This is a genomic window from Streptomyces thermoviolaceus (assembly GCF_045209695.1).
In the GTDB taxonomy this organism is placed as follows: domain Bacteria; phylum Actinomycetota; class Actinomycetes; order Streptomycetales; family Streptomycetaceae; genus Streptomyces; species Streptomyces thermoviolaceus.
Window position 1 is genome coordinate 4,156,332 of record NZ_CP109280.1, and the last position, 16,559, is coordinate 4,172,890.

Here is a 16,559-nt window from a genome sequence, read left to right on the forward strand (position 1 = left end):
ACTCGGGAGCCACCTGGGTCGGGCAGCGCACCGACCAGAAGACTTTCGCCAGGCCGTATGCGACAAGGCGTACGGAACCGGTGATACAGGACATAGTGAGCTCCCGCGCGGCGCCCGCGCCCCGGACGGCGGTCACCGCGCACCAGCGCGGCCGCGGACGTCAACGGCGAACGATCGAGGATCGATGCCGGACCAGGCGCGGCGCCCGGGAGCCTGACGGGAGATACGCCCGCATGCTCGGACCGAACGAACCTACGGGTTCCGAAGAACTGAACACCCCCAGCGACACCCTGCCGCCGCGCCGTCGGCGCCGTGTCGCGTCCCGCCCGGCGGGTCCGCCCGCCGTCGCCTCGTCCGAGGCCCCGGCCGAGATCACCACGCCGGCCATAGCGGCCGCCGACCCCGCCGAGCCGTCCGCGACCGCCGCCGAGCCCGCCACCGACGAGACCGAGCAGGTCGACGAGACCGAGCAGGTCACGGACACCGACGAGACCATCGAGGCCGCCGAGGCCGCCGAGGCCGCCGAGGCCGCCGAGTCCGCCGAGGACTCCGCGCCGCAGGAGCAGCCTTCCGCACAGCCGCCCGCTCGCCGCTCGCGCCGCCGGGTCACCGTGCCCGCCGGGTCCCCGAAGACCGCGCAGAGCGACACGGCCGTCGAGACCGTCGTACCGGCGGCCTCCGCGTCGTCCGCGGCCGTCGACGCCAGCACCGTCGGTTCCGTCGAGGTCGGCGAGGCCGCCGCCCCGCGCCGCCCCCGCCGCCGGGTCACCCGCAGCGTCTCCGCGCCGGCCCCGGCCGCACCCGCCGAGCCGGTGACGCAGGCGAGCACGGAGAGCGCCCCCGAGGCCGCCGCACCGGCCGAGCAGGCCGCTGCCCCGGAGCCTGCCGCCGAGGCCCCCGCCCCGGCCCGGCGCCGGCGCCGTCGCGTGTCCGCGCCCGTCGGCGCGCCGAAGCCCGCCCAGGACGTCCAGGCTGCCCCGGCCGAGCAGGCGCAGCGCAGCGAGCAGCCGGAACAGGCGGAGCAGCCCGTTGAGCAGGCCGCCGCCCCGGCCGAGGAGCCCGCGCCGCGCCGCCCGCGCCGTCGCGCGACCCGCCCGGTGTCCTCCCCCGCGCCCGAGTCCGCCGAGGTCCCCGCCGCCGAGGCTCCCGCGGCCGCCGCTTCTGCCACCGAGGAGGCCGAGCCGGCCGCCGCGTCCCGGCCCCGGCGGGTCCGTCGCCGGGTCACCCGCGCGGTGTCCGCACCCGCCCCCGCGGAGAACACCGAGAACACCGAGAACACCGAAAACACCGAGAACACCGAGAACGCGCAGAAGAAGGCGGCGGACGAGGCCGGCGAGGCGCCCGCGTCCGCCGCCCCGGCCGCCGTCGGTGCCGAGAGTCCGCAGCAGCCCGCCGCCGAGACGCCCCAGGCCTCCGCCGCACCCGCGGCCGTCGAGGAGGAGGCCGCGCCGCGCCGTGTCCGGCGCCGTGTCGTCCGCCGTGCCGCGACCGGCTTCGCCGCTCCGGCCGTCGAGCCCGCCGCCTCGCAGCCCCCGGCCGAGGAGAGGGAGATCCCGCGCCGCCCGGTGCGCCCGGCCGTCGCCGTCTTCCAGCCGCCGGTCTTCACCGAGCCGAAGTTCCAGACGCCGCTGCGGGCCGCCGCCGAGGCCGCCGAGGCGGCGGAGGAGGACGCGGAGACCGAGGAGTTCCCGTCGCCGGAGCGCGAGGAGCGCGAGGAGCGCAGCGGCAGCCGGCGCCGCCGCCGTCGCCGCGGCTCCGCATACGCCGAGGAGCCCGAGGAGCGGATCACCGAGGACGAGGCCGAGGACGCCGAGGAGGGCACCGAGGCCGCCGACGAGACCGAGGAGACCGGCGGACGCCGCCGTCGCCGCCGCGGAGGCCGCCGTCGCCGCCGGGGCGAGCAGACCGAGACCGGCGCCGAGGACGAGGCGGAGGACACCGCGCAGACCGCCTCCGCCCAGGCCGCGCAGGACGCCGAGGACACCGCCGAGCAGTTCGAGGAGGACGCCGAGGAGGCGGCCAAGGCCGAGGAGGGCGCCGCCGCCGAGGAGCAGCAGGCCGCCCCGGCCACCGCCGGCACCAGCAGCAGCCGCCGGCGCCGCCGCCGTCGCCGCCGGGCCGGTGACAGCGCCGTGGACACCGAGCCGGCACCGGACGACCCCGAGCGCACCGTCGTCAAGGTCCGCGAGCCGCGCAAGAAGGACACCGACGTCACCGACGAGGTGCAGTCCATCAAGGGCTCCACGCGTCTGGAGGCGAAGAAGCAGCGCCGCCGCGAGGGCCGTGAGCAGGGCCGCCGCCGCGTGCCGATCATCACCGAGGCCGAGTTCCTGGCCCGGCGCGAGGCCGTCGAGCGGGTCATGGTCGTCCGCCAGCAGGGCGACCGCACCCAGATCGGCGTCCTGGAGGACGGCGTGCTCGTCGAGCACTACGTCAACAAGGAGCAGGCGGTCTCCTACGTGGGGAACGTCTACCTCGGCAAGGTGCAGAACGTGCTGCCGTCGATGGAGGCCGCCTTCATCGACATCGGCAAGGGCCGCAACGCCGTCCTGTACGCGGGCGAGGTCAACTTCGAGGCGCTCGGCCTGGCCAACGGCCCGCGTCGCATCGAGTCCGCCCTGAAGTCCGGCCAGTCGGTCCTGGTCCAGGTGACCAAGGACCCGATCGGCCACAAGGGCGCCCGTCTGACCAGCCAGGTCTCCCTGCCGGGCCGCTACCTCGTGTACGTCCCCGAGGGCTCGATGACCGGCATCAGCCGCAAGCTGCCCGACACCGAGCGGGCCCGGCTGAAGACCATCCTCAAGAAGATCGTCCCCGAGGACGCGGGCGTCATCGTGCGCACCGCCGCGGAGGGCGCCAGCGAGGAGGAGCTGCGCCGGGACGTCGAGCGGCTGCAGGCGCAGTGGGAGGAGATCCGGAAGAAGGCCAAGAACGGCTCCAGCGCCCCCGCGCTGCTGTACGGCGAGCCGGACATGACCGTCCGGGTCGTGCGCGACATCTTCAACGAGGACTTCTCCAAGGTCATCGTCAGCGGTGACGAGGCCTGGGAGACCATCCACGGCTACGTCACCCACGTCGCCCCGGACCTGGCGCCGCGCCTGCAGCGCTGGACCAGCGACGTGGACGTCTTCGCCACCTACCGGATCGACGAGCAGCTCGCCAAGGCGCTGGACCGCAAGGTCTGGCTGCCCAGCGGCGGTTCGCTCGTGATCGACCGGACCGAGGCGATGGTCGTCATCGACGTCAACACCGGCAAGTTCACCGGTCAGGGCGGCAACCTCGAGGAGACGGTCACCAGGAACAACCTGGAGGCGGCCGAGGAGATCGTGCGTCAGCTGCGGCTGCGCGACCTCGGCGGCATCATCGTGATCGACTTCATCGACATGGTCCTGGAGTCCAACCGCGACCTGGTGCTGCGCCGCCTGCTCGAGTGCCTGGGCCGCGACCGCACCAAGCACCAGGTGGCCGAGGTGACCTCGCTGGGCCTGGTGCAGATGACCCGCAAGCGGGTCGGCCAGGGCCTGCTGGAGTCCTTCTCCGAGACCTGCGTGCACTGCAACGGCCGCGGTGTCATCGTCCACCTGGACCACGTCACCTCCGGCGGCGGCAAGCGCCGCAAGCGCGCCCGTGCCGGGGCCGAGCAGCCGCAGCAGGAGGCCGCGGCCGAGGCCGTCGCGCAGACCGCCGAGGAGGAGGCCGAGCGCGAGGCGGAGACCGTCCCCGAGACCGCCGAGAGCCCCAAGGCCGGGACCCCCACGGCTGCCGAGTCGGCCGCGGTGCCCGCGCCGCAGCCGCTGCCCGACGGCATCGCCCCGGACGAGGAGCTGTACAGCAGCGTCGCCGAGGCGGAGGCCGCGGCCACGCGGGGCCGTGGCCGACGCCGGGCGAGCCGCAAGGCGTCCGCCCCGAAGAAGGCGGCCGCCGCCCCGGCCCAGGACGGCACCGCACCCGCCGAGGAGACCGGACGCCCGGCGGCCGAGGAACCGGCCGCGCAGACGCAGGCCGGGCCGGAGCCCGTCGAGGAACCGGCCGCCGAGGTCCCGTCGCCCGCGTCCACCGAAGCACCTGCCGAGACGCCTGCCGAGCCCGCCGAGGAGCCGGCCCCGGCCCCCAAGGGCCGTACGCGCCGCCGGGCCACCCGCAAGGCGTCCGCGCCGGCCGGCAGCCCGGCCGGAGCCGAGGCGGCCGTGGTGACGGTCGCGGAGACCGCCGCGGTCCCGGCCCAGGACGGGACCGAGCAGCCCGCGCAGCCCGAGGCACCGGCGGCCGAACGGGCCCCGCAGGCGGAGCAGACCGAGGCCCCGGCCGAGGCGCCCGCCGAGCCGGCCCCGCCCGCCCGTCCGCGGCGCCGTGCGGTGCGCAAGGCCACCGCGCCGACCGCCCCCGAGGAGGCGGCCGTCGTGGTCGTCCCGTCGTCCCCGGCAGCCCCGGAGACCGCCGCGAGCACCGGGACCGGTGCCGCGCCGCAGCCGGAGCAGTCCGGGACGCCCGAGGCGCCCGAGGGCGCCGCGCCCGCCGCCGAGGCGGAGCCCGCGGCCGAGAGTGCCAGCGACGGTACGGCCGACGGCGAGGGCGCCGAGGAGACGGCGGCAGCGGCCAAGAAGACGGCCCGCAAGACCGCCAAGAAGGCCACGGCGAAGAAGGCCGCCACCAAGAAGACGGCCGCGAAGAAGACCGCTGCCAAGAAGACGGCGGCGAAGAAGACCACGGCCAAGAAGGCGGCCAAGACCGCCAAGTCGGCCACGGCCAAGAAGGCCGCGGCGAAGAAGACCGCGACGGCCGAAGCGGCGGCGTCCGCCGCCTCCGGCGCCGCGGACGAGGGCTGACCCCGCGTGGTGTGGCCCTGCTCGAACGGGCAGGGCCACACCGCACGAACCCGGTTTGACCCTCGGCGGGCGAGCCCCGTAACCTTGACCGTCGGCGTGTGAGCACGCCACATCCCCGTAAACCCTTTCCTCCCGGGCGCAGGATCGGCCGGGAGAGGTCGTTCGCGATGCCGGGCGACTGGCCTGCGGGGGTGCCGTTTCCCGAGCGAAGAGAGTGAGAGCCCCGTGTACGCCATCGTGCGCAGCGGCGGCCGCCAGCACAAGGTGGCTGTCGGCGACGTCGTCGAGGTTGACAAGATTCCCACTGCCAAGGTTGGCGACACGGTCGAGCTTTCGACCCTGCTCGTTGTCGACGGCGACTCCGTGACCAGCGACCCGTGGGTCCTGGCCGGGATCAAGGTCCAGGCCGAGGTCGTGGACCACCACAAGGGCCAGAAGATCGACATTCTGCGCTACAAGAACAAGACCGGCTACCGCCGTCGGCAGGGCCACCGCCAGCAGTACACGGCGATCAAGGTCACGTCGATCCCCACGGTCGCGAAGTAAGGACTGAAGAGAGATGGCACACAAGAAGGGCGCATCGTCCACTCGGAACGGTCGCGACTCCAACGCTCAGCGGCTCGGCGTGAAGCGCTTCGGCGGTCAGGTCGTGAACGCCGGTGAGATCCTGGTCCGTCAGCGCGGCACCCACTTCCACCCGGGTGCGGGCGTCGGCCGTGGCGGCGACGACACCCTGTTCGCGCTGCAGGCCGGTGCGGTGCAGTTCGGCACCCACCGCGGCCGCAAGGTCGTGAACATCGTTCCGGTCGCCTGAACCACCCGATTCCGGCACCGAACCTTCGCGAGGCGGACCTCACTTCTCCGGCCGGGGCTCCCGGCGCGGGAAGGCGGGTCCGCCTTTCGCGTGTTGAAGCAACGACACACCCAGCACTTCCTGGAGGCACTGCACCATGACCACCTTCGTGGACCGCGTCGAACTGCACGTCGCCGCGGGTAACGGAGGCCACGGCTGTGCCTCCGTGCACCGGGAGAAGTTCAAGCCGCTCGGCGGCCCCGACGGCGGCAACGGCGGCCGTGGCGGCGACGTCATTCTCACGGTCGACCAGTCGGTGACCACGCTGCTGGACTACCACCACTCCCCGCACCGCAAGGCCACCAACGGCAAGCCCGGCGAGGGCGGCCACCGCTCCGGCAAGGACGGCCAGGACCTGATCCTGCCGGTCCCCGACGGCACGGTCGTCCTGGACAAGGCCGGCAATGTGCTCGCCGACCTCGTGGGCCACGGCACCTCGTACGTCGCCGCCCAGGGCGGCCGCGGCGGGCTCGGCAACGCCGCGCTGGCCTCCCCGCGCCGCAAGGCCCCCGGCTTCGCCCTGCTGGGCGAGCCCGGCGACGTGCGCGACATCGTCCTGGAGCTGAAGACCGTCGCCGACGTGGCCCTGGTGGGCTACCCCAGCGCCGGCAAGTCCTCGCTGATCTCCGTGCTGAGCGCGGCCAAGCCCAAGATCGCCGACTATCCGTTCACCACCCTGGTGCCGAACCTCGGCGTGGTCACGGCCGGTTCCACCGTGTACACCGTCGCCGACGTGCCCGGCCTGATCCCCGGCGCCAGCCAGGGCAAGGGACTCGGCCTGGAGTTCCTCCGGCACGTGGAGCGGTGCAGCGTGCTGGTGCACGTGCTGGACACCGCGACCCTGGAGTCCCACCGCGACCCGGTCTCCGACCTCGACGTCATCGAGGAGGAGCTGCGCCAGTACGGCGGCCTGGACGACCGGCCGCGGATCGTGGTGCTGAACAAGGTCGACGTGCCTGACGGCAAGGACCTCGCGGAGATGGTCCGGCCCGACCTGGAGGCGCGCGGCTACCGCGTCTTCGAGGTGTCCGCCGTCGCCCACATCGGCCTGAAGGAGCTGTCGTTCGCGCTGGGTGACCTGGTCGCCAAGGCGCGCGCCGCCCGGCCGAAGGAGGAGGCGACCCGGATCGTCATCCGGCCGCAGGCCGTGGACGACGCCGGTTTCACCGTCACCCGCGAGGACTCCGGCGGGGAGCCGCTGTTCCGGGTGCGAGGCGAGAAGCCCGAACGCTGGGTGCGCCAGACCGACTTCAACAACGACGAGGCCGTGGGCTACCTCGCCGACCGGCTGGCCCGCCTCGGCGTGGAGGAAGAGCTGATGAAGGCGGGCGCCCGGGCCGGCGACGGCGTCGCCATCGGCCCGGAGGACAACGCGGTCGTCTTCGACTGGGAGCCGTCGATGACGGCAGGCGCGGAGATGCTCGGCCGGCGCGGCGAGGACCACCGCTTCACGGCCCCGCGGCCCGCGGCGCAGCGCCGCCGGGAGCGGCAGGCCGAACGCGACGAGGCTCAGCGGGACTTCGACGACTTCGACCCGTTCTAGGCCGCACCGCCGCCTCCTGCTGTGCCCCGGCCCGCGCCGGGGCACAGCCCGTCGGGCTGGTGCGTACCGTGCCGCACGACGTCACCTCCACCGCCGACGCAGCGGTGAAGCATCACCTGCGACCCCTGGCCGGGGTGCACAGTGACAATGCCGACGAACTCTTCTGAATATGCCGAAATGCCTGGTATGTGCGCTGATTGGTGACGTGCAGCGGCCGACGGGCGTGAGGTAAACACACTGCATACTTGGTATGGCCTTACTTTTTATCGGCGGTTGTCGGCGCGCGACGTTCACCGGGCCGGCTGCCCATCGGAGGAGTTCCCAGCATGCGCAACCCTGAAGCGTCCCGGTTGGTCGGCGTCTATCGTCGCGCAGTACCGGTCGGTGCGCGACGGATGATCGCGCAGCATGTGGGCACGGGCCTCAGGGAACAGGTGAAGTCCCGGATCGCTGCCGCGGCCGAGGTGAAGGACCAGGTCAAGCGCGTGCGCGTCACGCGTCGGCACAAAGCGCTGCTGGCCCGGCACGACCGACGGGTCATCAGCGTCGCGGGCACGCCGCGCATCGCGCACGTCGTCCCCGGCGTCACGCCGCTGCAGGCGCGCCGGTCCAATCTGGAGCAGGTGATCGCCGCGCTGCGCGACGCGGGGGTGACGTTCTTCTGCGTGCGCTCCGCATCCCACACGGCAGCCGCGGTGGCGGTGCGCGCCGAGGACCGCGACCGTGTGCTGGCCGCACTGCGCCAGGCCTGCCGGGCCCGGCCCGGTTACGTGGTGCCCGTGCGCGGCCGCAAGGCGGACGAGGGCTCGGTTCTTCCCGGTTACGGGTCGAGCGCGAACGTGTGGAAGCGGGTGGCTCGTTCCGACGTCCTGCGCTGCACCTGGTACCTCACCGAGGAGACCGGCCGGCTCGTCCTGGGCCTGCCGTACGGCTGCGACGTCGAGTTCTGGAAGCAGGAGGACGGCGAACTCGTCGCCCCCCGGCGCAACGGCATCGCCGAGTCCGTGCCGCTGGACGAACCCGTCACCGAAGCCGACGAGTCACTGTTCACCGACTTCGCGCCGCTGCCCGACGACCGCCGGCCGTCCGCGGAGGAGGAACCCGTCCGGGTGCCGACCCGGCCCGCGTTCGCCGCGGGAGCCGTCGGACGCCGGACCTTCCCCATCGACGTGGTCTACACCTGGGTGGACGGCTCCGACCCGGACTGGCTGCGCCAGCGGGCCAGCTTCTCCGACCAGCCGTACCACGAGGAAGCCGCCAACGCCGCGCGCTACCTCAGCCGTGACGAACTGCGCTACTCGCTGCGCTCGCTGCACCTGTACGCGCCGTGGGTGCGCAACATCTACCTGGTGACCGCCGACCAGACACCGGCGTGGCTGAACACCGACCACCCGCAGATCAAAGTGGTCAGCCACAAGGAGATCTTCACGGACCCGTCGGCGCTGCCCACGTTCAACTCGCACGCCATCGAGAGCCAGCTGCACCACATCGACGGCCTGTCCGAGCACTTCCTGTACTTCAACGACGATGTGATGCTCGGCCGGGAGATCTACCCCCAGCACTTCTTCCTGCCCAACGGGCTCGGGAAGTTCTACCTGTCGTCCGCGCTGGTGCCCTTCGGCGACCCCTCTCCTCAGGACCCGCCGGTCGCGGCCGCCGGGAAGAACAACCGCAGGCTCATCGCGGAGCGCTTCGGCGACACTCTCTTCCGCAAGATGAAGCACGTGCCCCACGCGCTGCACCGCAGCGTGCTGGACGAGATCGAGGCCGAGTGGCCCGAGGAGCACCGCCGGACGGCCGCCAGCAGGTTCCGCAGCGTCACGGACGTGTCCGTGACGTCCTCCCTGCACCACTACTACGCCTTCCACACGCAGCGTTCGTTCCCCGGCGAGGGGCTGGTGTACCGCTACTGCGACGTCGGCAAGCCGAACGTCGAGCGGGTCCTGGGCCGGCTGCTGGCCAAGCGTGACGCGCATGTCTTCTGCCTCAACGACACCACGTCCACGGAAGCGGACGTGAACCGTCAGCAGAGTCTGATGAGCCGCTTCCTGGACGAGTACTTCCCGGTCCCCAGCCCCTACGAGCGTGGTGCAGACAACCGATGAGACAACTCCCCACTCCGCACAAGGTGATGCGCAAGGGGTACGCAGTGGTGCGGTCGGCACGGTCGCGCCTGGACAGCCTGGTCCTGGTGCCGCCGAGCCCCGACGACTGGCCGCGCATCACCGCGGAGCATCTGTCCCTCCTGGACGGCAGGACCCTCAACTTCTGCGCCCGTGTGCCGCAGGGGCTGACCGCGTCGTCGGCCTCACTGCTGCTCGGCAGCTCGTCCCCGGTCGTCGTCCCGCTCACCCTGGTCCAGCGTGGTGACGGGTACGTGGAGGCGCAGGGCACGGCCGTCCTCGACCTGCTGGAGGCGGACTCCGGCCGGCCGCACCCGATGCCGGCCGGTGTGCGCAGGTTCCTGCTGGCGGCCGGGCAGTGGCGGCTGTCCGTGGTCTTCACCGACGCGGCCGGCAAGGACCACCGGTTCGCGGTCGCCAAGGCACCGCGCCTGATGCCCGACGGGCCCACGATTTCCGAACCGGTGCGCGAGGACGGCACCTACTGCCGGCTCATCGCCTCCGGCACCGGACGCGCATATGTGTCCCTGGGCCGCGACGACACCCAGGCGGAGATCGTCTCGGTGCGGATCGGCTGGTCCGAGGTCACGCTGGAGGGCCGGCTCGTCAACGCCCCCGCCGAACAGTGCCGCGGCGACGTCGCACTGGTCCGCCGCAACGGCAAGGAGGGCCGCGTGGTCCCGGCGACCTGGCACGGCGACACCTTCGTCTGCTCGCTGACGCCGGCGGACTTCGGCGACCTCGGAGCCAAGGAACAGATCTACGACGTGCGGCTGCAGCGCCCGCACCGCCGGCCGCTGAAGATCACCCGCCGACGCACCGACGTGCGCACCCCCGGCGACGTCTTCCGGATGCCGTACCGCCTGTTGAGCGCCCAGGACGGCACCGCCCTCAGGATCAACCCGTACTACACGCCCGTCGGCAGCCTCGCCTTCCGTGCGGCCCACCTCCCCTCTGGATGTTGACACCTATGAAGATCACGTTTCTCCTCACCTGGGGCGACGAGATGGGCGGCACCGAGCAGGCCGTCTACACCCAGGCGACGCACCTGGCACCCCGGCACACCGTCGAGGTGCTCAGCGTCTTCAAGACCCGTGAGCGTCCCTTCTTCTCCGTGGACGAGCGGGTCTCGGTGCGCTACCTCGTGGACCGCACCGGCAAGACCGAGCGTCCGGTGCGCGACAGCGGCCTGAGCGCCGAGGAGTGCCGTCAGCTGGCCGGGCTGCCCAGCGAGCTGATCAACCCCAAGTGGGAAGCCACCTTCGACGCCCTGTCCGACGTCGAGATGAAGCGCGCGCTGCGGACCATCGACACGGACGTGATGATCACCACCTCGCCCGCCCTGATGTCGGCGGTCGCCGACCTGGTGCCGTCCCGGGTCGTCACCGTCCACCAGGAGCACCGGCCCTCGCAGCTGCGGGGAGGCACCGGCGAGCCGCTCCTGCTGCGCGCTCCCGAGATCGACGCCCTGGTGGTGCTGACGGAACGCACCAAGCAGTGGCTGGAGGAGTCGCTGGGCAAGGCGGCCCCGCGCCTGGCGGCCATCCCGAACGCCATCCCCGAGGGCTTCCGGCCGCGCTCCAGCCTGACCGGCAAGAGCATCGTGATGCCGCGCCGCCTCGTCCCGGACAAGCAGGTCGACCACGCCATCCAGGCCTTCGCCAAGGCCCTGCCCGACCACCCGGGATGGCGGCTGCGCATCTTCGGAGACGGTCCGCAGATGTCCCGGCTGCGCAACCTGGTCCAGGGTCTCGGCCTGCACGACTCCGTGGAGATCCTCGGACCGAGCCAGCACATGACGGAGGAGTGGGCCAAGGCGAGCCTCACCATCCTGCCGTCCCAGGACGGCGAGGCCTTCCCGCTGGTGCTGCTGGAGGCCTTCGCCGCCGGCGTCCCGGCGGTGGCCTACGACATCGTCACCGGCCCCGCCGAGATCATCCGGCACGGCGTGGACGGGCTGCTCGTCCCGCCCAACGACATCGACGGGCTCGCGGACGCGATATCCCGGCTGATGGGCGACGAAGAACTCCTGCGCTCCTACGGGGAGAACGCCTACGAAGGCTCCGCGCGCTTCGCCGCGGACGTCATCGTCAAGCAGTGGGAGGAACTCTTCACCGAGCTGCTGATGCGCCGCGACGACCCCGCGCGCATGGCGGAGCGGGCCGACCGCATGGCCCACCGCGTGGCCCACGGCGGCGCGGGCCGCTTCCACGCCGCCGTCGCCGCGGACCGCACCGCCCCCTCGTCGGGCGACCAGCGGGCGCGGGAAGTGATGATCGCCGCGACCGACCGTTCCCTGGTCCGGGCCGCGGGACGGCTCGCCGAGGTCCGCGACGACCTGCTGGCCTCGGATGTCCTGCAGCGCAACTTCGAGACCGTCGTCGCCGCGCTGGAGAAGCACGACATCCCCTACGTGCTGCTGCGGGACCGGGACGGCGGTCCGCGGCAGCGCATCGCGGTGGACACCGAGCACCAGAAGCGGGCCCGCAAGGCGCTGGCCGCCGAGTACGAGGGCAAGGCGGTCTACGCCGAGCTGCTCAAGCCGCGCACGCACGCCCCGGGCGTCCTGCTGGCCGAACGCCTCGAGGGCGCCGGAGAGGTCGCGGGACTGCGCGTCTTCCGCCCGGTGGTCACCTCCAGCCGTACGCTGCGCTACGGCCCCGCCTACGGATGCGACGTGGAGTTCTGGAGCCGGGTGCCGGAAGAGGAGGGCGGCGACGGCCAGTTCGTCGCTCCGCTGCGGCCGAGCGCGGTCGGCCCCAAACTGCCGTCGCTGACCCCCGACGCCCGGTTCAGGGTCAAGGACCGTGAGTACCCGACCGTGCAGCCGTTCACCAAGAAGCTGGTGAGCGACATCACCTTCCCGGTGGACGCCGTCTACACCTGGGTCGACGACTCCGACGCCCAGTGGCAGGAACGCCGCGCCCGCCGGCGCGCGGCCCTCGGCCTGGAGGCCGAGGCCTCCGGTGACGAGGCAGCCCGCTTCCGCAACCGCGACGAACTGCGCTACTCCCTGCGGTCGCTGGCCATGTTCGCGCCCTGGATCCGGAAGATCTACCTGGTCACCGACGACCAGACGCCCGCCTGGCTGAACACCGAGCATCCGGACATCGAGGTCGTCTCGCACCGGGACATCTTCACCGACCCGAGCTGCCTGCCGACCTTCAACTCCCACGCCATCGAGACGCAGCTGCACCACATCGACGGGCTGTCGGAGCACTTCCTCTACCTGAACGACGACGTCTTCATCGGCCGGCCCATCAGCGCCCAGAAGTTCTTCCAGCCCAACGGCACGACCCGCTTCTTCTGGACGCCCACCACCGTGCCGATCGGTGAGGCCACCGAGGAGGACGAGGGCTACTTCGCCGCAGGGAAGAACAACCGCCGCCTGCTCGAGGACCGCTTCGGCGTCACCGTGGCGAACGGCTTCGCCCACGCTCCGCACCCCCTGCGCAAGAGCGTCCTGGAGAAGATCGAGCAGGAGTTCCCGGAGGCCGTGACCCGCACCGCGGCGAACCCGCTGCGCGGCTGGCAGGACATCTCCATGGTGTCCTCGCTGCACCACCACTACGGCTACCTGACGGGCAGCGCGGTGCCCAGCAGCATCCGTTGCGCCTACGTCGACGTGGGCACCTACGAACGCCACCCGGAACTGACCCGTCTGCTGGCGATGCGCGGCCACGACGTGTTCTGCCTCGGCGAGTCGCAGAACGCCGAGGTCCCGGACCAGGAACAGGCCCGCATCATCAGCTCGTTCCTGCGCGCCTACTTCCCGGTCAAGAGCCCGTACGAGCGCTGACGGTGCGCCGCGGGCACACCGCGTGACGCGCAGAAGGGGCTTCCCCGGCCCGAGTGCCGGGGAAGCCCCTTCCTGGTTCCGGTCCGGCCTTGAGGCTGGCCCCTGTTCGCAGTGATGGCACGTTCACGTCACTCTCACAAGGGATGTGGGCCTTGTCTCGCGCCGGACGGCGCACCGGCCTCGCCGCGTCGCACCATACACAGAATTACGTGAAATGTACCGATGCGCCGGATTCGATTTCGTCCAGGCCATGGGCGAAGGTGGGTCCCCAGCCGTACGCACGGAGGAGGCGCAGCGATGAACTGGTTGGTCACGGGCGGAGCCGGGTACATCGGTGCCCATGTGGTGCGCGCCATGACCGAGGCCGGCGAGCGTGTGGTCGTGTACGACGACCTGTCCACCGGTGCGACCGACCGCGTTCCTTCCGGAGTGCCGCTGGTCGTCGGCAGCGTGCTGGACCGGCAGCTCCTCGAGCGCACCCTCCGTGAGCACGACATCGCCGGTGTGGTGCACATCGCGGCCAAGAAGCAGGTGGGGGAGTCGGTCGAACGCCCCCTGTACTACTACCGGGAGAACGTCACCGGCCTGCAGACCCTCCTCGAGGCGATGACCGCCGCCGGTGTCGACCGGCTCGTCTTCTCTTCCTCGGCCGCCGTCTACGGCATGCCGGACGTGGACCTCGTCACCGAGGACACCCCGTGCGTGCCCATGAGTCCCTACGGTGAGACCAAGCTGATCGGCGAGTGGATGATCGCCGCCGCGGCACGCGCCCACGGCCTGAAGGCCGCCGCGCTGCGCTACTTCAACGTCGCCGGGGCCGCCACTCCCGAGCTGTCCGACTCGGGCGTGTTCAACCTCATCCCCATGGTGTTCGAACGCCTCGAGGCCGGTGCGGCGCCCCGCATCTTCGGTGACGACTACGACACACCGGACGGCACCTGCGTGCGCGACTACATCCATGTCGAGGACATCGCCTCCGCCCACCTCGCGGCGGCACGGCGCCTGGCCGAGGCCCCGGCGGGCACCTCGCTGACCCTCAACATCGGCCGGGGTGAAGGCAGCTCCGTCCGGGAGATGGTCGACCGCATCCTCAAGACGACCGGCCACGAGGACGTCACCCCCGAGGTCACCGCACGCCGCCCAGGCGATCCCGCCCGGGTGGTCGCCTCCGCCGACCGCATCCGCGCGGAACTGGGCTGGAGCGCCCGCCGTGACCTGGACGACATGATCCGCTCGGCCTGGCAGGGCTGGCGCCACCGGCACGGCTGAGGCGGGTTCCGCACAGCGGGAAGGCCGCCACCTCGTCATGGTGGCGGCCTTCCGTGCGTCGATGGCGCACCCGCGCGCTGTCTACGGCACTTACGCCGGGCTGTTGTAGCGCTCGATCATGTGCACCCGGGCGAAAGTCCAGTTGCCTGTCGGCGACTCCCAGCTGTGCAGGGGCGCGTTCAGGCTTCCGTCCGCCTTGGTGGTCCAGGTGATGGTCGCGACCCGGCCGTCCTCGTAGCCGTGGAAGGTGGCGAGGTCGTCGCGGCCGTCACCGCGTTCGAGGTTCGGGAGAATGGAAGCTCAGAAGTGGGCGAATGAGTGTGACGGGAACGGGGTCTTCGCCTGCCTCAAGAGCTGAGAATGATTCCCGCGAACGCTGCGACAAGGGTCGAACAGAGGAGGATGGCCATGTATTTCCGGGGCCACGCGTAGTGATCTCTCCGGATGCCTCGACGCCATTCATCGAGCCATTCGGCCCACATCTTCTTGGACGGATGCCAGCCTATGGCGGCACCCGTCCACGTGAAGGAGTACAAGACCAGCATCTGCGGGGCGCTGTAGTGCTGGGGCTGTACTCCGCCGATGACGATCATCCCGAGACAGCACGCGACCGACGCCACAACCATCGCCACCGTCACCGCACGATGCTTTGCGCACCTGTGCATCTCCCAGCCGAACAGAGCAGTGGCGCAAGCGGCCATGAGCAGCAGCCACGGCAAGGGAAGGTGCGCGAGCACAGCAGGTCCTTTCTGGTGCAGGGCTAGGGGGCGCGTATGTCCCCTCAGTTCCGTTCGAGGGACGTGAGACTCGTGGTCGCGCTGAGGGCTGCCGTGGCCGCGATGGCGCCGAGGACGCGCCGTCTGCTCCAGTAGGTGGTGTTCAAGTATGTTCCCCCCTCGTCGTACGCCTCGTGCCAGTTGCGCCCTCACGGGTGACGGGCACCTGGGTGTGTCAACGAGCTGCGGGGGAACTTAAGCCCGATGCAACGAACGTGGCCAGGAGTCAGATGGTCTACAGAGGGGTGTGAAACAACACACCGACGTTATGGGTGTGCATGTCAGAACATGCCGGACGATGCTGGTTGCGAAGAACATGTGAATGTGATTCGATGAAGTGATCACGTCATGTGTACGGGGTGTTCAGTTCTTGGCGATGCTGTGTGCGAACAGCGCGGGAGAGCCCGTACACCCCGTGCGGCCGGTGAGGCATGCGCCGCAGTCGGACGGGTGGCTGCCGTGGTGCTCACCGCACTCCGAGCCCCATGCGTCGTGCCCGGGCGAACGGACCGGAACGGTCACCGACTTGCCGGTGAGTGCGACGACCTGTGTCGCGAGACCCCCGCCTGGCGGTGCCGGACGCGTCGCGGTCGGCATGCCCTCCTTCTGCTCCCGAGTCGGAATCGGGCGGACGGTACCGCACCCGCCGCAGTGCTACCTGTACCGGACCCGGGACAACCCTCCGCCCTGTGCTCTGGCCGGCTGCCCCCATCGCGCCCGCACCCCTCGAATTCGCTGCCCAAGGAGGCAGTCGGGACGGTCCTCGGCCCCAACGATGCGGCTTCCCGATGAGATGGCTGCCAGCGACGTCACAATGACTCGGCTGAATGCGACGGCATCTTCGACAGGAGAGACGGATCGGCTGAGTTCCCCTCCCCCGAGGCTGAGATCGCGTTCGTCAGGCGGGGTGAGATGCTTGCCCGGCGTGTGGCGGAGGAGCTGGGGTCCGGTTGGGCGGTTCGGTACTTCGATCTACTGGAAGACTACAAGGTCATTCCTGACGCCAGACAAAACACGTGCGAGCCCTGCGGGGACGGGAAATGCGCAGGGCCCGCACGGCATATGGGGCGGCTTCCTCGATGTCCCGCACCCGCGCCCTCGTCGCGTGGGAGGGGACCTCGAGGTACGTTCGCAGCTCGAGGCCATGTACTGGCGTCTGCCCTCGAGCCGGGTACGGTCCCGTCCGATATCGACCCGTCACGATGATCCTCGACCGTTCCTCGCATCGTGCCGTTTTCCGCCGCTGAGCGAAGGGGCGGCGGCCGGGCGGTTGGACGGTGTATGTCCGCGTACTGGACGCGGTGCGTGTCGGCCCACCCCCTTCGCGTAAATTCGGCACGTGGACACCGGTGAACAGCAGCAACGGCGTG

General features: G+C 71.4%; 9 protein-coding genes. 8 read left to right on the forward strand and 1 reads right to left on the reverse strand.

The window, feature by feature from the left end; all coding sequences use genetic code 11:
- Positions 1–233: 233 nt before the first annotated feature.
- The 8 genes from OG899_RS18175 to galE all read left to right on the forward strand — a co-directional run bounded on the left by OG899_RS18175 (position 234) and on the right by galE (position 14,413).
- Entirely contained in the window at positions 234–4,826 is a 4,593-nt protein-coding gene (locus OG899_RS18175; protein ID WP_189427495.1) for a ribonuclease E/G, read from the forward strand.
- A gap of 225 nt (positions 4,827–5,051) precedes the next feature.
- Positions 5,052–5,372 (forward strand): 50S ribosomal protein L21, encoded by a 321-nt coding sequence (gene rplU / locus OG899_RS18180; protein WP_125498363.1) that lies wholly within the window; start codon positions 5,052–5,054, stop codon positions 5,370–5,372.
- Between the two features lie 13 nt (positions 5,373–5,385).
- Positions 5,386–5,640 (forward strand): 50S ribosomal protein L27, encoded by a 255-nt coding sequence (gene rpmA, locus OG899_RS18185; protein WP_110628143.1) that lies wholly within the window; start codon positions 5,386–5,388, stop codon positions 5,638–5,640.
- 136 nt (positions 5,641–5,776) lie between these two features.
- Complete coding sequence (obgE, locus tag OG899_RS18190; protein ID WP_125498364.1) at positions 5,777–7,222, forward strand: GTPase ObgE; 1,446 nt, start codon at positions 5,777–5,779, stop codon at positions 7,220–7,222.
- Between the two features lie 326 nt (positions 7,223–7,548).
- Positions 7,549–9,327, forward strand: coding sequence for a stealth family protein (locus OG899_RS18195; RefSeq protein ID WP_125498365.1), 1,779 nt, complete (start codon positions 7,549–7,551; stop codon positions 9,325–9,327).
- Complete coding sequence (locus tag OG899_RS18200; RefSeq protein WP_125498366.1) at positions 9,324–10,310, forward strand: hypothetical protein; 987 nt, start codon at positions 9,324–9,326, stop codon at positions 10,308–10,310. Before OG899_RS18195 ends, OG899_RS18200 begins: the two co-directional genes overlap by 4 nt.
- 5 nt (positions 10,311–10,315) lie before the next feature.
- The gene (locus OG899_RS18205) at positions 10,316–13,144 is read left to right on the forward strand and encodes a stealth conserved region 3 domain-containing protein (protein WP_168132308.1); all 2,829 of its coding nucleotides are present in this window, start codon (positions 10,316–10,318) and stop codon (positions 13,142–13,144) included.
- A 297-nt stretch (positions 13,145–13,441) separates the two neighbouring features.
- Positions 13,442–14,413, forward strand: a complete 972-nt coding sequence (galE, locus tag OG899_RS18210) for a UDP-glucose 4-epimerase GalE (RefSeq protein ID WP_125498368.1) — start codon at positions 13,442–13,444, stop codon at positions 14,411–14,413.
- 347 nt (positions 14,414–14,760) lie between these two features.
- On the opposite strand, the gene OG899_RS18215 is transcribed toward galE, so the two are convergent.
- Entirely contained in the window at positions 14,761–15,150 is a 390-nt protein-coding gene (locus tag OG899_RS18215; RefSeq protein ID WP_125498369.1) for a hypothetical protein, read from the reverse strand.
- Positions 15,151–16,559 lie beyond the last annotated feature (1,409 nt).